Raw genomic sequence first — 19,234 nt, forward strand, 5'->3', positions numbered from 1 at the left:
CCTATGCAGAAGTATTATCGCCCCTTGGTTCAGGTCGGGCCGCAGCGTCCTGATGCCGCATTGCCGCTGGCAGGCGGCTGGGGCTGGTTTACCCATGTCGAAGTGTTGGACCGCGGGCACGACCCCAGGGTCATACCGGCCGGTGATCTGCCATCCGACGCCGCCGCCCGACTGACCACGCCGCGCCCGGATATCGCGGGGCTGAGCTTTGATCGTCCGCGGGTGATGGGCATCCTGAACGCGACGCCCGACAGTTTTTCAGATGGCGGGCGGCACGCCGACCCGGATGCCGCCATTGCAGCAGGTATAGCAATGCGCGCGGCGGGGGTTGATATGCTCGACGTGGGCGGCGAATCCACCCGTCCTGGGGCGGACGACGTGTCACAGGCGGATGAGATCGCCCGCGTCGTCCCAGTGATCGCGGGGTTGCACGCGGCGGGGGCCGGGGCAATTTCCATCGACACGCGCAAGGCACAGGTGGCGCAGGCAGCGGTGGCGGCAGGGGCCAATCTGGTCAACGATGTGGCCGGATTTACCTATGATCCTGATCTTGCACCCTTTTGTGCTGCCAATAACCTGCCTGTCTGCGTGATGCACGCACAGGGCGACCCGGCCACGATGCAGCGCGATCCGCGCTACGACGACGTGCTTTTAGATGTGTTTGACCACCTCGCGGAGCGGGTTGCGGCGCTTGAGGCGATAGGCATCGCGCGCGCGCGTATCATTGCCGATCCGGGGATTGGATTTGGCAAGACGCTGGCGCATAATCTGGCTTTGCTCGGGCGGCTTAGCCTGTTTCACGACCTGGGTGTGCCGATCCTATTGGGGGCCTCGCGCAAGCGGTTTATCGGCACCCTTAGCGGTGCGGAACAGGCGGAGGACCGCGCGCCGGGGTCAATTGGCGTGGCGTTGGCCGCATTGGCCCATGGCATACAACTGGTTCGTGTGCATGATGTACCCCAAACCATTCAAGCGATTGCGCTGTGGCAGGCTGCCATGGCAGGAAGACAGACATGACAAAACTATTTGGTACAGACGGCGTGCGCGGCACGGCCAACATTCATCCGATGACGGCCGAAATGGCCCTGCGGATTGGCGCGGCCGTGGGCCGCTATTTCCGCCGCGACAAGGGCGGCGTGCACCGGGTGGTGATCGGCAAGGACACCCGGCTATCGGGTTACATGTTTGAAAACGCGCTGACGGCGGGGCTGACCAGTACCGGTATGAACGTGCTGCTGCTGGGGCCGGTGCCGACACCTGCGGTCGGGCTGCTGACCCGGTCGATGCGCGCCGACCTGGGGGTGATGATTTCGGCCAGCCACAACCCGGCGCATGACAACGGCATCAAGTTTTTCGGCCCCGATGGATACAAGCTGTCTGATCAGGTCGAGGCCGAGATCGAGGCGCTGGTCGAGCAAGGGGTCGAGCCAACGGACGCGGGCGAGATTGGCCGGGCCAAGCGCATCGACGACAGCCGGTTTCGCTATATCGAACGGGTGAAGTCGTCATTTCCACGGCAGATGCGTCTTGACGGTTTGAAGGTGGTGATCGACTGCGCAAATGGCGCCGCTTACCATGTGGCCCCAATGGCGCTGTGGGAATTGGGCGCAACGGTGATCCCGGTGGGCGTGTCGCCAAACGGGTTCAACATCAACGATGGCTGCGGATCAACACATCCGCAATCGGCAGCGGAAACTGTCGTGGCGCATGGGGCGGATGTGGGCATCTGTCTGGACGGCGACGCCGACCGTGTGATTCTGATCGACCAGAATGGCCGTGTCGGTGACGGGGATCAGTTCATGGCCCTGATGGCGTCCCGCTGGGCCGAAGACAAGCGCCTGAAGGGCGGTGCCTTGGTGGCCACGGTGATGAGCAATCTTGGCCTTGAGCGGTTCTTGGGCGCGCGCGGCGTGGCGCTGGAGCGTACGGCGGTCGGCGACCGTTATGTGGTCGAGCGGATGCGTGCAGGGGGCTTTAACCTTGGCGGCGAGCAATCGGGCCATATCGTGATGACGGACTATGCCACCACTGGCGACGGTTTCATGGCGGGCCTTCAGTTTCTCGCCGAGATGGTGCGCAGCGGCAAACCGGCCTCTGAACTACTGTACCAGTTCGACCCGGTGCCGCAGCTCTTGAAAAACGTGCGTTACGGGGCGGATCAGACCCCGCTGGAGGATGCGCAAGTGCAAGCGGCGATTGCGCAGGCCGAGGCCGATCTGGCCGATGGCGGGCGGTTGTTGATCCGCAAGTCGGGCACCGAACCTTTGGTGCGGGTCATGGCCGAACATGAGGACGCGGCATTGCTGGAACGCGCCGTTGACAGTGTGGTTGATGCCGTGGCGGACGCGGTTTCGGTGCCTGCGGCTGGATGAGCCGGACGTGCCATGCGGGGCGACGATAAGTCGGCCGTCAGGTGTGACCAAACAAACGCCGCAGCGCGCCATATTGGCTAAGCCCGACCCCCGCCAGAATCAGTGCCATCGCGTAGATGAGCGAGGGCGGCAGCGGTTCGTTCAGGATCATCGCGCCCATCAACACCGACCAGAGCGGCACCTGATAATTCACCAGTGACATGAACACCGGTCCGGCGCTGCGCACCACCAGCACGCGCAGAAAACTGGCGGCGGCGGTGGGCACAAGACCTAGAAAGGCCAGCACAGCCAATGTGGTGGGCGCGGGCAGGGGCGGTGGGCCTTCGACTGTCAGGGCCGCCGGCAACATCACCGCCGCACCGATCAGCATGAGTACAGTGGCGAGGCCAACAGGATCGACCGGGGGCAGGCGGCGCATCAGGATCGAACCGACGGCATAGCAGCTTGCCGCAGCGATACAGGCAATGCGACCTGGTGCTTCCATCGCCGCGCCCGTGCTTTCGAAGGCTTGGCCACCGATCAGGACCACGACGCCGACAAACCCGATCAAGAAACCGCCGATCTTGCGCGGTGTCAGCCGCTCACCCGGCACGAGAAAATGCGCCAAGGGCAACACAATCAGCGCGACCGACGCCATGGAAACGCCGGCGAACCCGGAGGTGACGAATTGTTGCCCCCAGGCCAGCAGGGAAAATGGCAGCGCCGAGCTGATCACGCCGATGACGATCATGGTGACGATCTGGCCACGGTCGGGCGGTGTGTGAAACAGGCCAAACCCGCGCATCCCCCAGATTGTCAGCATCACAACCGCGGCAAAGCAGATGCGTGACGCCGCCAGCCAGAAGGGCGTGATCCCGGTCAGGGCCACCTCGGTGACCAGAAAAGTGCCACCCCAGACAAACCCAAGCAAGGCAACCAAAAGCCAACTCGTGAGGGTGATTTTCGGTTGCTGGGTCATTGTTTCTCCCGGGGGGGGTAAAGCGCAAAAGACCCCGACGGGATGTCGGGGTCAATCGCTATGGTCATGGCTGAGCTAGATGGCTCAGTTTTTGGCTTTGTCCACCATTTTGCCTGCGGAAATCCACGGCATCATCTCGCGCAGCTTGGCGCCGACCTGTTCGATCTGGTGTTCGTCGTTGATGCGACGCGTGGCCTTGAACGACGGCTGACCGACGGAATTTTCCTGCATGAAGTCGCGCACGAACTTGCCGTTCTGAATGTCTGTCAGAACTGCTTTCATCTTCGCCTTGGTTTCGTCGTAAGGCAGGATGCGCGGACCGGAGACATATTCGCCGTATTCGGCAGTGTTGGAGATCGAATAGTTCATGTTGGCGATGCCGCCTTCATAGATCAGGTCGACGATCAGTTTTACTTCGTGCAGACATTCGAAATAAGCCATTTCGGGTGCATAGCCCGCTTCGACCAGTGTCTCGAAACCCATGCGGATCAGTTCAACCAGACCACCACAGAGCACGGCCTGCTCACCAAAGAGATCGGTTTCGCATTCTTCGCGGAAGTTGGTCTCAATAATGCCGGAGCGGCCGCCACCGATGGCGGAGCAATAGGACAGACCGATTTCCAGCGCCTTGCCGGAAGCGTCCTTGTCCACAGCCACGAGGCAGGGCACGCCGCCGCCTTTGGTGTATTCGCCGCGCACGGTGTGACCGGGGCCTTTGGGGGCCATCATGATCACGTCGATGCCCTCTTTGGGTTCGATCAGGCCGAAGTGGACGTTCAGACCGTGGGCAAATGCGATGGCGGCGCCTTCGCGGATGTTGTCATGGACATATTTCTTGTAGGTTTCGGCCTGCAATTCATCGGGCATGGTAAACATGATCAGATCGGCCCAGGCGGCAGCTTCGGCGATGCCCATAACCTTGAGGCCTTCGCCTTCGGCTTTGGCGGCAGAGGCAGAGCCTTCGCGCAGAGCAACGACGAGATTCTTGGCGCCGCTGTCGCGCAGGTTCAGCGCGTGGGCGTGGCCCTGGCTGCCGTAGCCCAGAATGGCGACCTTTTTGTCTTTGATCAGGTTCACATCGCAGTCACGGTCATAATAAACGCGCATTGTCTCGGTCCTTTGGTTTATTTGTTCTCTAGGGGGCAAGATAGCCAATGGGCCGTGATTGGCCATCGGTGTTTTCCGAGTTTATTTCGTCAAATGAAGATGCTAATGCGTGGTTTCGTAAAAAAACGGAAAAATCATGCTTGATGATCTGGATCGCCGCCTGTTGCGGTATTGGCAGGCCGAACCGACCTTGAGCCCCGGCGAATTAGCCGAGCGGTGCAGTATCACGCCGGGCAAGGCGGCGCGGCGGATCGCGCGGCTGCAAGACGTCGGGATCGTGCAGGGGGTCGGGGCGGTGATCGACTGGTCCGCCCTTGGCTATGCGGTTGAAGTGTCTCTGCGCGTGACGCTCGATAAGACGCAACCGAACGCCTTTGACGCGTTTATGGCGGCGGCGCGCAAGGTGCCGCAGGTGATCGAGATGCAGACCTTTCTGGGCCGTGTTGATCTGCGCCTGTCGATCATTGCGCGCGACATGGCCGATTATCAACAGGTCTATCGCCATCAGATTCTGACCCTGCCGCATATCGCTGAGATTGAGGCCTTGATGCATGTGGCGCGGATCAAGACGCAGGAAGGATTGCCGCTGTGATTGATCTGGACGACATCGACCGCGCCCTGCTGCGCGCGTTGGCGCGTGACGCCAGCCAGAGTGCCTCTGCGCTGGGTCGGCGGTTGGGGTTGTCTCAACCTGCCACCTGGCGGCGAATTCGTCGGTTGGAAGAAGCCGGGGCCTTTGCCGGGCGGAAATTGCGTCTGAACGCCGAGGCGTTGGGATTTGGGGTGACGGTGTTTCTGGGGATCAAGCTGGCGACGCGGGGCCGTGTCAGCCTGGATGACTTCGAGCGTGCGGTCAGTGCGATACCCGAAGTGCAGACGGTTGAGCATGTGCTGGGCCTATACGATTACCGCCTGCGCGTCGTTGCGCGGGATCTGCCGGATTTCGAACGCGTGTTGCGGCGGCGGATCATGACCTTGCCCGGCGCGGGGGAAGTCGAGGCCAATGTGCTGCTGAGCGAAGAGCGCTTGCCGGGTCCGATCTAGCGGCGACCTATGCCCGTTCTTGCGCTGAGTTGCGTTAAACTGGTGCGGATTAAAGTTGGCATTTTCAATGGGTCAAAGCGGGTCTTTCTCGGGCCGGGCAGAAACGCTATATGCAGGAAGACCTTGCAAGGAGCACCCCGATGAGCACAGCCATGAAAACCCCGGTCGACCCCGGCGGACTCGATGAATTTTCGGTGGTCTTTACCGACCGGTCGTTGAACCATATGTCGGCAGCGTTTCAACACGTGATGCGCGACATCTCGGGCCTGTTGGCCGAGGTTTACAACGCAGACGCGGTGGCGCTGGTCCCCGGTGGCGGCACCTATGCGATGGAGGCCGTCGCGCGCCAGTTCGCCCGCGACCGGGATGTTCTGGTGGTGCGTAACGGCTGGTTTTCCTACCGCTGGAGCCAGATAATCGAAACCGGCGGGCTGACGGCCAGCGCCGAGGTGCTGAAGGCACGGATGCAGGGCAACAGCACGCCCGCCCCCTTTGCGCCTGCGCCAATCGAAGAGGTGACGGCGGCAATCCGCGATCGTAAGCCACAGGTCGTCTTTGCTCCGCACGTCGAGACCAGTTCGGGCATGATCCTGCCCGACGATTACATCGCGGCCATGGCGGCGGCGGCGCATGAGGTCGGTGCGTTGATGGTGCTGGATTGCATCGCGTCGGGTTGTGTCTGGGTGGATATGAAAGCGTCGGGCGTCGATGTGTTGATCTCGGCACCGCAAAAAGGCTGGAGCGCGTCGCCCTCCGCCGGGTTGGTGATGCTGTCGGCGCGCGCCGAAGCGCGTCTGGCCGAGACAAAATCAGACAGTTTTGCCATGGACCTGGCCAAGTGGCGCGACATCATGAAAGCCTATGAAAACGGTGGCCATGCCTATCACGCGACGATGCCCACCGATGCCCTGCGCGCCTTTCGCGATACGATGCTCGAGACCAAGAATTACGGCTTTGACCGTCTGAAAGAGGCGCAGTGGCGACTGGGCGAGGCCGTGCGCGCGATGCTGTCGGAACGCGGTGTGACCTCTGTCGCTGCACCGGGGTTTGCAGCGCCGGGTGTGGTGGTCAGTTATACCGCTGACCCGGATGTGCAAAACGGCAAGGCCTTTGCCGCCAAGGGCATGCAGATCGCCGCCGGTGTACCGCTGCAAGTGGGCGAGCCGGATGATTTCCGCACCTTCCGGCTGGGGCTTTTTGGGTTGGACAAGCTTTATGATGTGGATGCCACGCTGGCCCGTCTGGCCAAGGTGCTGGACGAGGTCCTTTAGCGCAGGCCAAGGCCCAACTGCATCAGCAGCCGCCGCACCTGCGGCAGCGCATATAGCGCGTTCAGGCCCGCCGCGCGGGCCTCGCGGGCGAGCGGCGTGCGGGACTGACTGGCGCGGTTCAGCAAGTCGATACCGCGCACCCGCAGCGCGATGTCGGCGTGGCGGGCCTTGTGATAGGCGTTAAGCATAGGCGCGCCGCCCAACGCATCCGGGTCGGCGCGGGCCAGATCCAGCAGGGCCGACATATCGGCCAACGACATGTTCAACCCCTGCGCCCCGATTGGTGGCACCACATGTGCGGCTTCCGCAATCAGGGCAATACGCTCACCGCTTAGCCGTGCTGCATGTTGACTGATAATCGGCCAGAGCGCCCGGCGGCTGGCCAGCGTAAGCGGGCCGAACATATTGCACGACCGCGCAGTGGCCTCGGCCTCGAACGTCGCTGGGTCGTGATTGGCGCGGGCCGCGGTTGCGGGGCCATCGTCCATCCAGACCACAGCAGAGCAGGGCATGCCGTCGCGGTCCGGCAGCGGCACCAGCGTAAACGGGCCCCCCGACATATGCACTTCGGTCGAGACATTCTCATGAGGGATCGGGTGGGTGACGCAAAACGCCAGCGCCTTTTGCCCATATCGGCGGGTGGTTACCGCGATGCCGGCCGCCTGCCGCATCGGGCTGTCGCGACCATCGGCGGCGATGACCAGACGGCTCTTGATCCGGCTGCCGTCACTCAACCCCACGCGCGCCTCGGCTTGCCGTGTGAACAGGCTTGTGGTGCCGGTGCCGGGGCGAAAATCGACATTTGGTAACTCGCTGAGCCGGGCCAGTAATTCGCGCCGCAACAGCCAGTTCGGGAAATTCCAGCCAAAGGGGGCATCAGAGATGTCAGCCGCGTCAAACTCGCGGATGACCTGCGGCGCCGCGTCATCACCGCCTGCATCCACGATGCGCATGATCTGCAAAGGGGCGGCGTGCGGGATCAGCCGCGTCCACAGCCCTGCATCCTCCAGCACCGCGCGGGCGGGTTGCAACAAGGCGGTGGAGCGCATGTCGGCCCCGGCCGCCGCACCATCTGTGACAGGCGGTGTCGGGTCCACGCAGATCACACTGAATCCCGCGCTGCCAAAAGCGGCGGCGGCGGTCAGTCCGGCGATGCCCCCACCCGAGATGATGATATCGCAGTCGAAATTCATGTTACCCCACCACCCGTTTTAGAAAATCACACAGATCGTCCGTGTGGTAATGAATGTGGTCGCCCGCCCCACGGGTTGGGGCGACATGCACCGTGCGCATCCCCAACGCATGAGGCACGGCAAGGTTGCGGGGGTCGTCTTCGAACATGGCGGCGGCGTCGGTGGCAAAGCCGTCTGCCGCAAAGACCTTGTCAAAGGCCGCGCGTTCCGGTTTGGGCAGAAAATCGGCATGTTCAACGCCGTAGACCGCATCGAACAACCCCGTTAGCCCGCGCGCGGCCAGCACCCGTTCGGCATAGGGCGCGCAGCCATTGGTATAGACGATACGCCGCCCCGGAAGGGCGCGGATCGCCGTGGCCAAGGCCGGGTCCGGGGTCAGCCGGTCCATCGGAATGTCATGCACATCGGTCAGATAGGGGGCGGGATCGACGCCATGTTCGCGCATCAACCCGGCCAGCGTTGTGCCATAGGTCTGCCAATAGTGGTGCCGTAGGTGGTTGGCCTTTTCGCGGTCAACGCCGATGGCTTTCATCACCCAGTCGACCATGCGCGCCTCGATCAGGTCAAACAGGCGGGCAGACGGCGGGTAAAGCGTCTGATCCAGATCAAACACCCAAGTGGAAACATGTGAGAAAGCATCGCGTGGCATGGCGACTTGGTAGGCGCAGCGCGCGCGCGGCGCAAGGGCTGCGGCCTTGCGCATATGGTCGCGGTGGGTAAGGTAGCGCAACCAGAAGGATATTTGCCAATGCCTGCCCCTAAACCCGGCCCTACCGACGCCTATTCCATGATTCTTGAGGCGATCGACATTGGCACCTACCGCCCCGGTGATCGGCTGGTCGAAAGTGAATTGGCCGAACGCTTTGGCGTGTCGCGTACCCCGGTGCGCGAGGCGTTGCAGCGGCTGGAAACCCAGTCATTGTTGGCGCGTGACGGGCGTAGCCTGATCGTGGCGTCACTGGATCATAACCAGATGGCCGAGCTTTACGTGGTACGCGGCGAGTTGGAGGGGCTGGCCGCGCGGCTGGCCGCACGTCACGCCACTGCCGAAGAGGTGCGTGTTCTGCGCGAGATGGTGGATGCGGACAATGTGCTGGCGGGGAACCCCGGCGCGCTGGCGCGGGCCAATCGGCGGTTTCACAAGCAGATTCATCTGGCGTCGCACAACCGTTATCTGGTGCAGCAACTGGACCTTGTGCATCGGTCGATGGCGCTGATGGCCACGTCATCGCTGGCGGTGGAGGGGCGCGGCACGATTGCCCAGCAGGAGCATGATCAGATCGTGCAGCGGATCGAAGCGCGCGATGAAGATGGCGCCGATGACGCTCTTCGCACGCATATTTCCGTGGCATTCATCACGCGGCTCAAGCAAGAGGCCGCGCGGCGCGAAGAGGAATACTAGTCTCGGGCTGATCAGGTCGCGCCAATGGGCAGGGCGCCTTGAGATCACAGGGTTCTTCTTCAATAGTTGTGGTTTGTCCGTGGGCGGTTTTATCCCAATAAAACGGACGGCTGACAAATTCGTATAGGCCTTTCAGCGCGGCCAGCACGCCCAAGGGGAAATAGAGCGGCAGGGTCAATACCCAAGGCAACAAGTGCCGGTGGCTGCGGCCAGAAACGGCAACCATCGAAATGCCAAGGTTAACCGCCTCAGCGACAACGAAAAAACCGGCCATGAGCCACATAACCTGCGGCCCCAGGGTGGTCGCCACAGGGTGCGGCATACCCAACAATGCCAGCCAGAACGACCACAGCAACGGCGCCATGGCAAACTGAGAGACTGTCGCCAGAAACATGGTCTGCACGCCCATAAACCTTAGAAACCCCAAATCTTTCAGCAGCGCGCGCGGGGCGCGCATGTGCACGCACCAGGTGATCAGGAATCCCTTGAGCCAGCGCGATCGTTGCCGCACCCAAGGCCAGGCCCGGCAGTTTGCCTCCTCAAAGGTGACGGTCGACAGTAATTCAGTCACATAGCCATGACGCGCCAGCCGCAGGCCGAGATCGGCGTCTTCGGTGACGTTATGGGCATCCCAGCCGCCGAGCCGGGTTAGGATGTCGCGCCGGAAAAACAACGTCGTCCCCCCCAGTGGCACCACCAGCCCCAGACGCGCCACGCCGGGCAGGATGACGCGCCACCAGGTGGCGTATTCTATGGTAAAACAGCGCGCCAACCAGTTGCTGCGGCTGTTATAGTAATCCAGCATCCCTTGCAGGCAGGCCACATTTGCCGGGGCGCTGTGGAAACGGGTCACGACCTTTTCGATCTGGTCCGGTTCGGGGGCGTCTTCGGCGTCCCAGACGCCGATGATACTGCCGCGGCAGAAATCCAACGCATAGTTCAGCGCACGTGGCTTTGTGGTCAGGCCGTTGGCCTCTGGCACCTCTATAACATTGATCCAATGGGGCAATTTGGTGCGCGTGATGGTGTCGCGGGTGACATGATCGCCCTCTTCCAAGACCAAGACGACCTGCAACAATGACTTGGGATAGGTCAGCCGTGACAGGCGCTTGAATAATGAGTCGGCGATTTCTTTTTCGCGCAGCAGCGGCACCAGCACGGACACGCGCGGCAGGCGGTACTGCGGCGGTGACAGGGCCGCGCCGTCGGTTCGCGCCGGAGTGTGATGGGTCAGTTGCGACCAAAACGCGGCGGCCTTGAGTGTGGTCGTCATCGTCAGGGTGATCAGCGCCCAGATCATCGCGATCGAAAGCACCCAAAGCGGCGCAAGAACCAGCGCAAGTAAAAGCAGCGAAAGCGTGAAGATGGCCCAGAAACGTCGACGTGCCGGGCTTGTTTCCCAACTGCGACAACTTAGGGCCGCAGGGACGCGCGTCGCGGCTTTTTGCGCCAGCTCCGATCTGTAAAGCTGTGACAGATGCGTGTGAATATGCCGCTCATCCGCGATCACCGGCAGCATCCGGCGCCCCGTCGACCCCATGCACGTGCGCAGGTGGTCAAAATGATCGGGGCGGCTGGTCGCGACCATCAGAGCACCACCAACCTCAAGCCAGGGCAGTACGCCAAATTGCTGGCATACCGCGACGGGCAGGTGGCGCGCACAGCGCGGATCAGGGGGGCTGCGGTTCAGATCGACCAGCTGTGCCCCATGTTGGCGTGACAGGGCCAGCAGGATATCATCGCGGTCAATCAGCCCCTCCGCGACCATGATTTCGCCCAGCGGGGCGTCGATGCGCCGTTGCAGGTCAAGTGCGTGCAGCAGATCGGCTTGGGTAATGGTACCTTCGTTCACCAGATATCGGCCGAACGGCAAGGGCTGCGCCACCTGGATGGCACCCTGAGGGTCGGACAGATAAAGAAACTGATTGCTCAAACCGGCGCGGCCCCCTGCAAAATACAAGGGAGAGCCTGAAGATATAGGGTTAAAGCAAGGTTAACAGCGCCGAAATCCCGGCCGCGGTTACCGGGCCGTTAAACGGCCCGGCTTGCCATCGCTTCGGCAAACCGCTCGAACAAATAGAAGCTGTCTTGCGGGCCGGGGCTGGCTTCGGGGTGGTGCTGCACGGACCAGACCGGGCGGCCATCCACGCGGATGCCACAGTTGGAGCCATCGAACAGCGACACATGTGTCTCGACCACGCCGGCGGGCAGCGTCTGTGCATCGACCGCAAAGCCATGGTTCATCGAGGTAATCTCGACCTTGCCGGTGTCGTTGTCCTTGACCGGATGGTTGGCACCGTGGTGGCCGTGGCTCATCTTGGTGGTCTTGGCGCCGAGGGCCAGTGCCAACATCTGATGGCCCAGGCAGATGCCAAAGACCGGCAGATCCGTCTTGTCCAGCACATCGCGGATCATCGGCACGGCATAAACGCCTGTCGCCGCCGGATCACCCGGACCGTTGGACAGGAAAACCCCGTCCGGCTGATGCGCCATGATGTCCTCATAGGTGGCACTTGCGGGCAAGACGGTCACGTCACAGCCCGCCGAGGCGAGGCAGCGCAGGATATTGCGTTTCGCGCCGTAATCTACGGCGACAACCTTGTGCTTGGCCGCAGTCTGGGTGGGATAGCCATCGGGCCAGGCCCACCGCATTTCATCCCAGCGATAGGACTGCGCACAGGTCACGTCCTTGGCCAGATCCATCCCTTCGAGCCCGGCAAAACCGCGCGCGGCGGCGACCAGCGCCTCGATGTCGAAAACACCGTCAGGGCTGTGGGCAAGGGCGGCATGGGGCGCGCCTTGGTGGCGGATGGCGCGAGTCAGACGCCGGGTGTCGATGCCGCCAATGGCGATGCGCCCGCGCGCGGCCAGCCAATCTGACAGCGGCTGCACATTGCGCCAACTGCTGGGCGTGGTTGGCATCCATTTCACCACCATACCCGCGGCGACCGGATCACCGGTCTCGTCATCCTGCGGGTTGGTGCCGACATTGCCGACATGGGGGAAAGTAAAGGTGACGATCTGCCCGGCGTAGGACGGATCAGTCATGATTTCCTGATACCCGGTCATTGCGGTGTTGAAACACAGTTCCGCGACTGTCTGGCCTGTGGCACCAAAGCCCATACCGTAGAATAACGACCCGTCCGCAAGAGCAAGGCAGGCGGTCGGGAGAGGGCGAGCGGGCGCGGACATGGGGCAGCCTCCGGGCGTGAGAATGGGCGGATAAACGGGGGCAACCTACTGCCGGCAGCCGGGCGGGTCAAGGCTTTGGCGGAAATGAGATTTCGTTTTAATTCAGTGTGTTACCCCAGGTCGTCCCCCATTGCTCGTGGCCCACAGAGCAGGTATGGTGCAAGGCTTGAAATGAGCGAACACGGGGAAAACACCATGTCATTGCGGATGCGCATATCGGACGCCTTGAAACAGGCCATGAAAGACAAGGCCGCAGAGCGGTTGTCGACCCTGCGGTTGATCAACGCGGCGATCAAGGACAAGGACATTGCCGCACGTGCCGGAGGCAATGACGATGGGGTGCCCGAGGCCGAAGTGCTGTCTATCCTCAGCAAGATGTCGAAACAGCGTCTGGAATCGGCGCGCGCCTATGAAGAAGGCGGGCGGTTGGACCTGGCAGACCGGGAACGCAGTGAGATCGAAGTCATCGAAGAATTCCTGCCGCGTCAGTTGAGCGCCGAGGAAACCACCGCAGCCGTCGACGCCGCCGTGGCCGAGATCGGGGCCACGTCGATCCGCGACATGGGCAAGGTCATGGGCCTTCTCAAAGAGCGTTATACCGGTCAGATGGATTTTGGCACTGTCGGGCCGATGATCAAAGACCGGTTGAGCTGAGCCTCACCCGGGTTTGCGCGCGATGACGAAGAACGCGCTTTTGGGGCCGGGGCGCCAGTGGGTCAGTGTCTCGAACCCCGCCGTCGCCATATCATTCAACAGCGTATCCGCCCGAAAATAGCTCAGGTATGGCAACAATCCAAGCGCGTGGCCGGGCACTGAGATGACCTTGAACGCGGGCATCATGTCGGCCATGCAAACCGTGCTGGTCACCAAATAGCCGCCCGGTTTCATCAACCCATGCAGCTTGGTCAGCGTGGCACGGTGATCTTGCACCAGATGCAGCACGGACAGCGCGAGGATCATGTCGTAACTCTCTGGTTCGGCGCGATATTCCTCGGCTGAGGACTGGGTGAAGGTGATATTGTCGATACCCGCCACGCGGGCTTTCTCGGCGCCGATATCCAGCATGTTCTGCGACAGATCCACGGCGTCGATCCGCGCCACATACGGGGCATGAACGAGCGCGGTGCTACAGGTGCCGGCACCGATTTCCAACAGCGTCATATCGGGCCGCAGCAGCGCGCGGGTCTCGTCCAGTTTACGGTCATAGCTGGCCTGATCTGCGATCTGGCTTTTGGCATAGCGTCTGGCCATGAAATTCCAGAAACGGGTGTTTTTTCGGCTTGGAATGGCGGCGGGCATCGGGGTTTCTCCGGCTTGGGTTGGGTGAGTGTATCCTTGTGCGTTTGTGAATGAAATTGACCAGACCCGCCTATCTGATATGCAAATCTGCATGGATTGGCGCTCTGTTACTTTTGACTGGAATCGCGCGCGGGCCTTTTTGGTCACCGCCGAAGAAGGCTCGCTGTCGGCGGCGGCGCAGGCGTTAGGGCTGGCGCAGCCGACGCTGGGGCGGCAGGTGACGGCGCTGGAAGAAGAGTTGGGCGTGGCGTTGTTCGAACGCGCGGGGCGGGGGCTGGTCCTGACACCTGCGGGTCAGGATATGCTGGAGCATGTGCGTGCTATGGGGCAGGCGGCAACGGGATTATCGCGGATTGCCTCGGGGCAGGCGCAGTCCGTCGAGGGCAATGTCAGTATCACGGCAAGCGAGGTGTCATCTGCCTATGTCCTGCCACCGATCATCGCGGCGCTGCGGGCGCAACACCCTGGAATTACGGTAGAAATTGTCTCTAGCAACGGGTTGCGCGATCTGCGTCGGCGCGAGGCCGATATTGCCTTGCGGCATGTGCAGCCGACGGAACCTGACCTCATTGCGCGCAAATTACGGCCGGGCGTGGCGCGGTTCTATGCCGAGGAACGCTATCTGGAAAAGGCCGGGCCGTTTGCGACGGCAGATGAACTGGCGCAGGCGGATTTTGTCGGGTTTGACGACAATGCGCAACTGCTGGCGGCGCTGAACGGGATGGGGGTGCCTGTCACGTCCGATCGGTGCCGTATCGTGTCGGCATCGCATCTGGTGCAGTGGCAGATGGTGCAACAAGGGCTGGGCATCGGTGTGATGACCGCGGATGTCGGTGATGTGACAGCGGGTGTGGCGCTGGCGGCACCTTGGTTGCCGCCGTTCGAATATGACATCTGGGCGGTGGCGCACCGCGATTTGCGGACCTCTCAACGGATGCGGATTGTTTTTGATTTTCTTGTGAAATCATTAGGTTGAGGTTCGTAGCTCACCCGTTACGTCGCAATGCAATACGCAGTTCATCATAAAGCGCGATGCGTTCTTCTTCGCTGAGGAATGCGCCGATTTCGACCTCGCGGCCATCGCCGCGCAGGGTCACGTAATGCGGCACAGGTCCGTCGGTGTCATATTTGAAAACCTGAACCCAGTACCGGTTGCACCGCCACTCTTTGGCCGGGCCGGAGGCCGGCCTATGGGTGAGGTGTACCCAAGTGTCATCGAGGGTCAGAACCTCGGTCAGGCGGCGGCTGTGGTGGTTGTGCCGAAGGGCAAAGTAGAGGGCGGAAAATACAGCGATTACAAAGGGTAACAACCCCCATAGCAGAACCGTGCCAAGAACGGCGAGCAGGGGGATCAGCGACAAGCAAAAGCTGATGCCGACGAAGGCCACAAAGCCGTGCGGGGGCAGGGATTGGTGTGGCCAGAGCTGTAGCGTCTGGTCCGGGACTGTCCATCTGTAGGGCATTAGGTGGCTCTGAACTTGGGGTGAGGCAAAGATAGCGGCATGGCGCACCGTTGCAATGCGGCGCGCCGACGCGGGTGGCACGCAACGGTCGGCGGGGGAGATTTGGGGCGAGAGCGCGAATCGGGGGTTAACGGCTGTTTTTCAGGGCTGAAACAGAGTCCCAACCTGTACACCGGGCGTACACCGCGCGTGCATGCGCAGGACGCGCGGCAGGTGGATTAACGGAGCGCGCGGCGGGGTTTGTTAAAGAAGGGTAAACCAAGGTCGCGCAGGCTGTGCCTGTGGCTGGAGATTGGTGTGCGAAACCGCATGGGGCCAGCGGCGGGTGCAGGTGTTGGGGGGGGCAAACCGGGTGATAACAGAGGAGCTGGCGCCCCAACCAAGTGATGAATGGGGGGCTGGCCCCCCAAACCCCAACCCCTAATGGGGGGCCAGCCCCCCAAACCCCCCGGGAATATTTAGGACCAAAAAGAGAGGAGGGGGCGGCGCCCTATTCCAACTCGACCATCAGGTCTTTGGCGTCAATCTGGCTGCCGGCCTGCACGTGTACGGCTTTGACCACCGCGTCGCGTTCGGCGTGGATGCCGGTTTCCATCTTCATCGCTTCGATGGTCAGCAGAAGATCGCCCGCCTTGACGGTTTGGCCCACGGTTGCCCCGACAGAGGCCACAACCCCCGGCATCGGCGCGCCGATGTGGTTGTCGTTGCCGACCTCGGCCTTGGGCCGCTGCGCGGTCGATGCTTTGGCGAGGCGGTTGGCCACCCGGATGACGCGGGGCTGGCCGTTGAGTTCAAAGAAGACTTTGACCTCGCCATCTTCGCCAGTTTCAGAGGCCGCCTGCATGCGGATTTCCAAAGTTTTGCCGGGGTCGATTTCTGCCGAGATTTCGGCGCCGGGTTCCATACCATAGAAGAACGTATGGGTTGGCAAGGTGCGCACCGGGCCGTAGATGCGGTGGCGGCCCATGTAATCGAGGAAAACCTTGGGGTACATCAGGTAGCCGCAGAGGTCTTCGTCGTCGATTTCCTTGCCTTCCAGCAGGTCCGAGAGCTCCTTGCGGGTTGCCTCCAGATCGACGGGGGCGAGGTGTTTGCCGGGGCGTTCCAGATTGGGTTTTTCGCCCTTTAGCACCTTATCCACGATGCCAACGGGGAACCCGCCGGGAGGTTGGCCAAGATTGCCGCGCATCATGTCGATGACGCTGTCGGGGAAGGCCACATCGGTTTTTGGGTCTTCGACCTGGGCGCGGGTCAGGCCCTGGCTGACCATCATCAGCGCCATGTCACCCACGACCTTGGACGACGGTGTGACCTTGACGATATCGCCAAACATCTGGTTGACGTCGGCATAGGTGCGCGCGACTTCGGGCCAGCGGTCATCAAGGCCAAGGCTGGCGGCCTGTGCCTTGAGGTTGGTGAACTGGCCGCCGGGCATTTCGTGCAGGTACACCTCGGAGGATGGCGCCTGCATGCCGGTCTCGAAGGCGGCGTAGTGGTTGCGCACTTCTTCCCAGTAATCAGAGACTTCGCGTACGGCCTTCATGTCGATTCCGGTGTCGCGGTCGGTGTGTTTCAGCGCCGAGACCACGGTGCCGAGGGTGGCCTGGGATGTGTTGCCGCTGAGCGCGTCCATGGCGCAATCAACCGCGTCGACGCCGGCCTCTGATGCCGCCAGGATCGTGGCGCAGGCGCTACCGGCCGTGTCATGGGTGTGGAAGTGGATCGGCAGACCGACCTCGGATTTCAGCGCTTTGACCAGCACGCGGGCCTGTGCGGGTTTCAAAAGCCCCGCCATGTCTTTGAGGCCCAGCACATGGGCGCCTGCGGCTTTGAGTTCTTTGCCCATGGCGACGTAGTATTTCAGGTCGTATTTGGCGCGGTCGGGGTCAAAGATGTCACCCGTGTAGCAGATGGTGCCTTCGCAGACCTTGCCCGCGTCGATCACCGCGTCCATGGCGACGCGCATGTTTTCGACCCAGTTCAGGCTGTCGAACACGCGAAAGACATCGACCCCCGTGTTGGCGGCGGTGGCGACGAATTTCTGCACCACGTTGTCGGGGTAATTGGTATAGCCGACGCCGTTGGAGGCGCGCAGCAACATCTGTGTCATGACGTTGGGCATGCGGGCGCGCAGATCGCGCAGGCGCTGCCAAGGACATTCCTGCAAGAAGCGGTAGGCGACATCAAAGGTCGCACCACCCCAGCATTCGACGGAAAACAGTTGTGGCAGGTTGGCGGCGTAGGCGGGGGCGACCTTGATCATATCAAGGCTGCGCATGCGGGTGGCGAGCAGGGATTGGTGGCCGTCGCGCATCGTGGTGTCGGTGATCAGCAACTGGCGCTGCTGGCCCATCCAGTCGGCCACGGCTTGGGGGCCTTTTTGTTCGAGCAGGTTGCGGGTGCCCATTTGCGGCTCGCCGCGCGCGGCCGGGGGCTTTGGATCGCGTACATGGGCGGCGGGCAGGGCGTGGCCCTTGGTTTCGGGGTGCCCGTTCACGGTGATGTCGGCGATATAGGTTAGCACCTTGGTGGCGCGGTCGCGGCGCTTTTTGAAGACAAACAGCTCGGGCGTTTGGTCGATGAATTTGGTGTGGTAGGTGTTGTCGAGGAAGGTAGGGTGTTTGAGCAGGTTTTCGACAAAGGCGATGTTGGTCGACACGCCGCGCACGCGGAATTCGCGCAGGGCGCGGTCCATCCGGGCGATAGCCATTTCGGGGGTCGGTGCCTTGGCGGTCACTTTGGTCAGCAGGCTGTCGTAGTAGCGCGTGATGACGCCGCCCGCGTAAGCAGTGCCGCCATCGAGGCGGATGCCCATCCCGGTGGCCGAGCGGTAGGCGGTGATGCGGCCATAATCGGGGATAAAGTTGTTTTGCGGGTCTTCGGTTGTCACGCGGGTTTGCAGCGCGTGGCCGGTGAGGGTGATGTCTTCTTGGCGGGCTTTGCCGGTGGCCTCGGCCAGTGATTTGCCCTCGGCGATGAGGATTTGAGCGCGCACGATGTCGATGCCGGTGACCTCTTCGGTGACGGTGTGTTCGACCTGCACGCGGGGGTTCACTTCGATGAAGTAGAATTTGTTGTCGTCCATATCCATCAGGAATTCGACAGTGCCGGCGCATTCATAGTTTACATGGGCGCAGATTTTGCGGCCCAATTCGCAGATTTCGGCGCGTTGGTCTTCGGTCAGGTAGGGGGCGGGGGCGCGCTCAACCACCTTTTGGTTGCGGCGCTGGACAGAACAATCGCGTTCAAACAGGTGATAGATTTCGCCGTGTTTGTCGCCGAGGATCTGGACCTCGACATGGCGGGCCTTGAGGATCATCTTTTCCAGATACCCTTCGCCGTTGCCAAAGGCGGCTTCGGCCTCGCGGCGGCCTTCGAGGACTTTTTCCTCAAGTTCGGATTCTTGCATGATCGGGCGCATGCCGCGTCCGCCGCCGCCCCAGGACGCCTTGAGCATCAGGGGGTAACCGACTTCGGCGGCTTCTTTTTTGATCGCGGCCATGTCGGTGCCCAGCACCTCGGTGGCGGGGATGACGGGCACGCCGGCGGCCATGGCGACGCGGCGCGCGCTGGCCTTGTCACCCAGCGCGCGCATGGTTTCGGCGCGGGGCCCGATGAAAGTGATGCCGTTTTGTTCGCAGGCGTCGACAAATTCGGGGTTTTCCGACAGCAGGCCATAGCCGGGGTGGATCGCGTCGGCGCCGGCTGCTTTGGCGACGCGGATCATCTCGTCGATGCTGAGGTAGGCGGCCACAGGGCCGAGGCCCGCGCCGATGCGGTAGGCCTCGTCCGCTTTGAAGCGGTGCAGACCGAGCTTGTCCTCTTCGGCGTAGACCGCCACCGTTTTCTTGCCCATCTCGTTGGCGGCGCGCATGATGCGGATGGCAATTTCACCGCGGTTGGCGATCAGGATCTTGGAAAATTCGGTCATGA

Annotated in this window: 17 protein-coding genes; 8 read left to right on the top strand and 9 right to left on the bottom strand. The window is 62.1% G+C overall.

Annotated features, from left to right (window positions below; translation table 11 throughout):
• The first annotated feature begins 3 nt into the window (after positions 1-3).
• Together folP and glmM are read left to right on the top strand one after the other, a co-directional pair.
• Positions 4-1,017, top strand: coding sequence for a dihydropteroate synthase (folP, locus tag AC1965_RS06060; RefSeq protein WP_483886389.1), 1,014 nt, complete (start codon positions 4-6; stop codon positions 1,015-1,017).
• Positions 1,014-2,372: a phosphoglucosamine mutase gene (glmM, locus tag AC1965_RS06065; protein ID WP_483886390.1), complete on the top strand. Its 1,359-nt coding sequence runs from the start codon at positions 1,014-1,016 to the stop codon at positions 2,370-2,372. Before folP ends, glmM begins: the two co-directional genes overlap by 4 nt.
• A gap of 37 nt (positions 2,373-2,409) precedes the next feature.
• Here glmM and AC1965_RS06070 read toward each other — a convergent pair whose 3' ends face one another.
• Together AC1965_RS06070 and ilvC are read right to left on the bottom strand one after the other, a co-directional pair.
• On the bottom strand, positions 2,410-3,330 hold the full coding sequence (locus AC1965_RS06070) for a DMT family transporter (protein ID WP_483886391.1): 921 nt from the start codon (positions 3,328-3,330) through the stop codon (positions 2,410-2,412).
• 84 nt (positions 3,331-3,414) lie between these two features.
• The gene (gene ilvC, locus AC1965_RS06075; RefSeq protein ID WP_483886392.1) at positions 3,415-4,437 is read right to left on the bottom strand and encodes a ketol-acid reductoisomerase; all 1,023 of its coding nucleotides are present in this window, start codon (positions 4,435-4,437) and stop codon (positions 3,415-3,417) included.
• A 136-nt stretch (positions 4,438-4,573) separates the two neighbouring features.
• On the opposite strand from ilvC, the gene AC1965_RS06080 reads away from it, so the two are divergent.
• The 3 genes from AC1965_RS06080 (at position 4,574) to AC1965_RS06090 (ending at position 6,752) form a co-directional block, all read left to right on the top strand.
• Positions 4,574-5,029, top strand: a complete 456-nt coding sequence (locus tag AC1965_RS06080; RefSeq protein ID WP_483886393.1) for an Lrp/AsnC family transcriptional regulator — start codon at positions 4,574-4,576, stop codon at positions 5,027-5,029.
• On the top strand, positions 5,026-5,481 hold the full coding sequence (locus tag AC1965_RS06085) for an Lrp/AsnC family transcriptional regulator (protein ID WP_483886394.1): 456 nt from the start codon (positions 5,026-5,028) through the stop codon (positions 5,479-5,481). Before AC1965_RS06080 ends, AC1965_RS06085 begins: the two co-directional genes overlap by 4 nt.
• A gap of 140 nt (positions 5,482-5,621) precedes the next feature.
• Positions 5,622-6,752 carry an aminotransferase class V-fold PLP-dependent enzyme gene (locus AC1965_RS06090; protein ID WP_483886395.1) on the top strand — a complete coding sequence of 377 codons (1,131 nt, stop codon included), beginning with the start codon at positions 5,622-5,624 and terminating at the stop codon, positions 6,750-6,752.
• Here the strand turns inward: AC1965_RS06090 and AC1965_RS06095 are convergent.
• Together AC1965_RS06095 and AC1965_RS06100 are read right to left on the bottom strand one after the other, a co-directional pair.
• A complete protein-coding gene (locus AC1965_RS06095) occupies positions 6,749-7,945 on the bottom strand; it encodes a UbiH/UbiF family hydroxylase (RefSeq protein ID WP_483886396.1) in 1,197 nt (398 codons plus the stop codon). The genes AC1965_RS06090 and AC1965_RS06095 overlap by 4 nt on opposite strands.
• 1 nt (position 7,946) lies before the next feature.
• Entirely contained in the window at positions 7,947-8,594 is a 648-nt protein-coding gene (locus tag AC1965_RS06100) for a pyrimidine 5'-nucleotidase (protein ID WP_483886397.1), read from the bottom strand.
• Between the two features lie 99 nt (positions 8,595-8,693).
• On the opposite strand from AC1965_RS06100, the gene AC1965_RS06105 reads away from it, so the two are divergent.
• On the top strand, positions 8,694-9,347 hold the full coding sequence (locus tag AC1965_RS06105) for a GntR family transcriptional regulator (RefSeq protein WP_483886398.1): 654 nt from the start codon (positions 8,694-8,696) through the stop codon (positions 9,345-9,347).
• On the opposite strand, the gene AC1965_RS06110 is transcribed toward AC1965_RS06105, so the two are convergent.
• The gene (locus tag AC1965_RS06110) at positions 9,310-11,280 is read right to left on the bottom strand and encodes a glycosyltransferase (RefSeq protein WP_483886399.1); all 1,971 of its coding nucleotides are present in this window, start codon (positions 11,278-11,280) and stop codon (positions 9,310-9,312) included. The two genes, AC1965_RS06105 and AC1965_RS06110, sit on opposite strands and share 38 nt — an antisense overlap.
• A gap of 98 nt (positions 11,281-11,378) precedes the next feature.
• A complete protein-coding gene (gene carA, locus AC1965_RS06115) occupies positions 11,379-12,539 on the bottom strand; it encodes a glutamine-hydrolyzing carbamoyl-phosphate synthase small subunit (RefSeq protein ID WP_483886400.1) in 1,161 nt (386 codons plus the stop codon).
• A 195-nt stretch (positions 12,540-12,734) separates the two neighbouring features.
• On the opposite strand from carA, the gene AC1965_RS06120 reads away from it, so the two are divergent.
• Positions 12,735-13,193 carry a GatB/YqeY domain-containing protein gene (locus AC1965_RS06120; protein WP_483886994.1) on the top strand — a complete coding sequence of 153 codons (459 nt, stop codon included), beginning with the start codon at positions 12,735-12,737 and terminating at the stop codon, positions 13,191-13,193.
• A gap of 3 nt (positions 13,194-13,196) precedes the next feature.
• On the opposite strand, the gene AC1965_RS06125 is transcribed toward AC1965_RS06120, so the two are convergent.
• Positions 13,197-13,790, bottom strand: coding sequence for a class I SAM-dependent methyltransferase (locus AC1965_RS06125; protein ID WP_483886401.1), 594 nt, complete (start codon positions 13,788-13,790; stop codon positions 13,197-13,199).
• Positions 13,791-13,929: 139 nt separating this feature from the next.
• Between AC1965_RS06125 and AC1965_RS06130 the strand changes: the two genes are divergently transcribed.
• The gene (locus AC1965_RS06130; RefSeq protein ID WP_483886402.1) at positions 13,930-14,814 is read left to right on the top strand and encodes a LysR family transcriptional regulator; all 885 of its coding nucleotides are present in this window, start codon (positions 13,930-13,932) and stop codon (positions 14,812-14,814) included.
• A 10-nt stretch (positions 14,815-14,824) separates the two neighbouring features.
• Here the strand turns inward: AC1965_RS06130 and AC1965_RS06135 are convergent, their stop codons facing one another.
• Positions 14,825-15,301, bottom strand: coding sequence for a DUF2244 domain-containing protein (locus AC1965_RS06135; RefSeq protein WP_483886403.1), 477 nt, complete (start codon positions 15,299-15,301; stop codon positions 14,825-14,827).
• A 490-nt stretch (positions 15,302-15,791) separates the two neighbouring features.
• Positions 15,792-19,232, bottom strand: a complete 3,441-nt coding sequence (locus tag AC1965_RS06140) for a pyruvate carboxylase (protein WP_483886404.1) — start codon at positions 19,230-19,232, stop codon at positions 15,792-15,794.
• Positions 19,233-19,234 lie beyond the last annotated feature (2 nt).

The sequence above is a fragment of the Sulfitobacter sp. KMM 9851 genome, from assembly GCF_057178245.1.

Excerpts from the sequence above, each read along its gene's own strand:
- AC1965_RS06140 (WP_483886404.1), bottom strand. The coding sequence starts at position 19,232 with ATGACCGAATTTTCCAAGATCCTGATCGCCAACCGCGGTGAAATTGCC.
- AC1965_RS06135 (WP_483886403.1), bottom strand. The coding sequence starts at position 15,301 with ATGCCCTACAGATGGACAGTCCCGGACCAGACGCTACAGCTCTGGCCA.
- AC1965_RS06130 (WP_483886402.1), top strand. The coding sequence starts at position 13,930 with ATGGATTGGCGCTCTGTTACTTTTGACTGGAATCGCGCGCGGGCCTTT.
- AC1965_RS06080 (WP_483886393.1), top strand. The coding sequence starts at position 4,574 with ATGCTTGATGATCTGGATCGCCGCCTGTTGCGGTATTGGCAGGCCGAA.
- AC1965_RS06125 (WP_483886401.1), bottom strand. The coding sequence starts at position 13,790 with ATGGCCAGACGCTATGCCAAAAGCCAGATCGCAGATCAGGCCAGCTAT.
- AC1965_RS06120 (WP_483886994.1), top strand. The coding sequence starts at position 12,735 with ATGTCATTGCGGATGCGCATATCGGACGCCTTGAAACAGGCCATGAAA.
- folP (WP_483886389.1), top strand. The coding sequence starts at position 4 with ATGCAGAAGTATTATCGCCCCTTGGTTCAGGTCGGGCCGCAGCGTCCT.
- AC1965_RS06100 (WP_483886397.1), bottom strand. The coding sequence starts at position 8,594 with ATGCCACGCGATGCTTTCTCACATGTTTCCACTTGGGTGTTTGATCTG.
- AC1965_RS06095 (WP_483886396.1), bottom strand. The coding sequence starts at position 7,945 with ATGAATTTCGACTGCGATATCATCATCTCGGGTGGGGGCATCGCCGGA.
- carA (WP_483886400.1), bottom strand. The coding sequence starts at position 12,539 with ATGTCCGCGCCCGCTCGCCCTCTCCCGACCGCCTGCCTTGCTCTTGCG.
- AC1965_RS06090 (WP_483886395.1), top strand. The coding sequence starts at position 5,622 with ATGAGCACAGCCATGAAAACCCCGGTCGACCCCGGCGGACTCGATGAA.
- glmM (WP_483886390.1), top strand. The coding sequence starts at position 1,014 with ATGACAAAACTATTTGGTACAGACGGCGTGCGCGGCACGGCCAACATT.
- AC1965_RS06070 (WP_483886391.1), bottom strand. The coding sequence starts at position 3,330 with ATGACCCAGCAACCGAAAATCACCCTCACGAGTTGGCTTTTGGTTGCC.
- AC1965_RS06105 (WP_483886398.1), top strand. The coding sequence starts at position 8,694 with ATGCCTGCCCCTAAACCCGGCCCTACCGACGCCTATTCCATGATTCTT.
- ilvC (WP_483886392.1), bottom strand. The coding sequence starts at position 4,437 with ATGCGCGTTTATTATGACCGTGACTGCGATGTGAACCTGATCAAAGAC.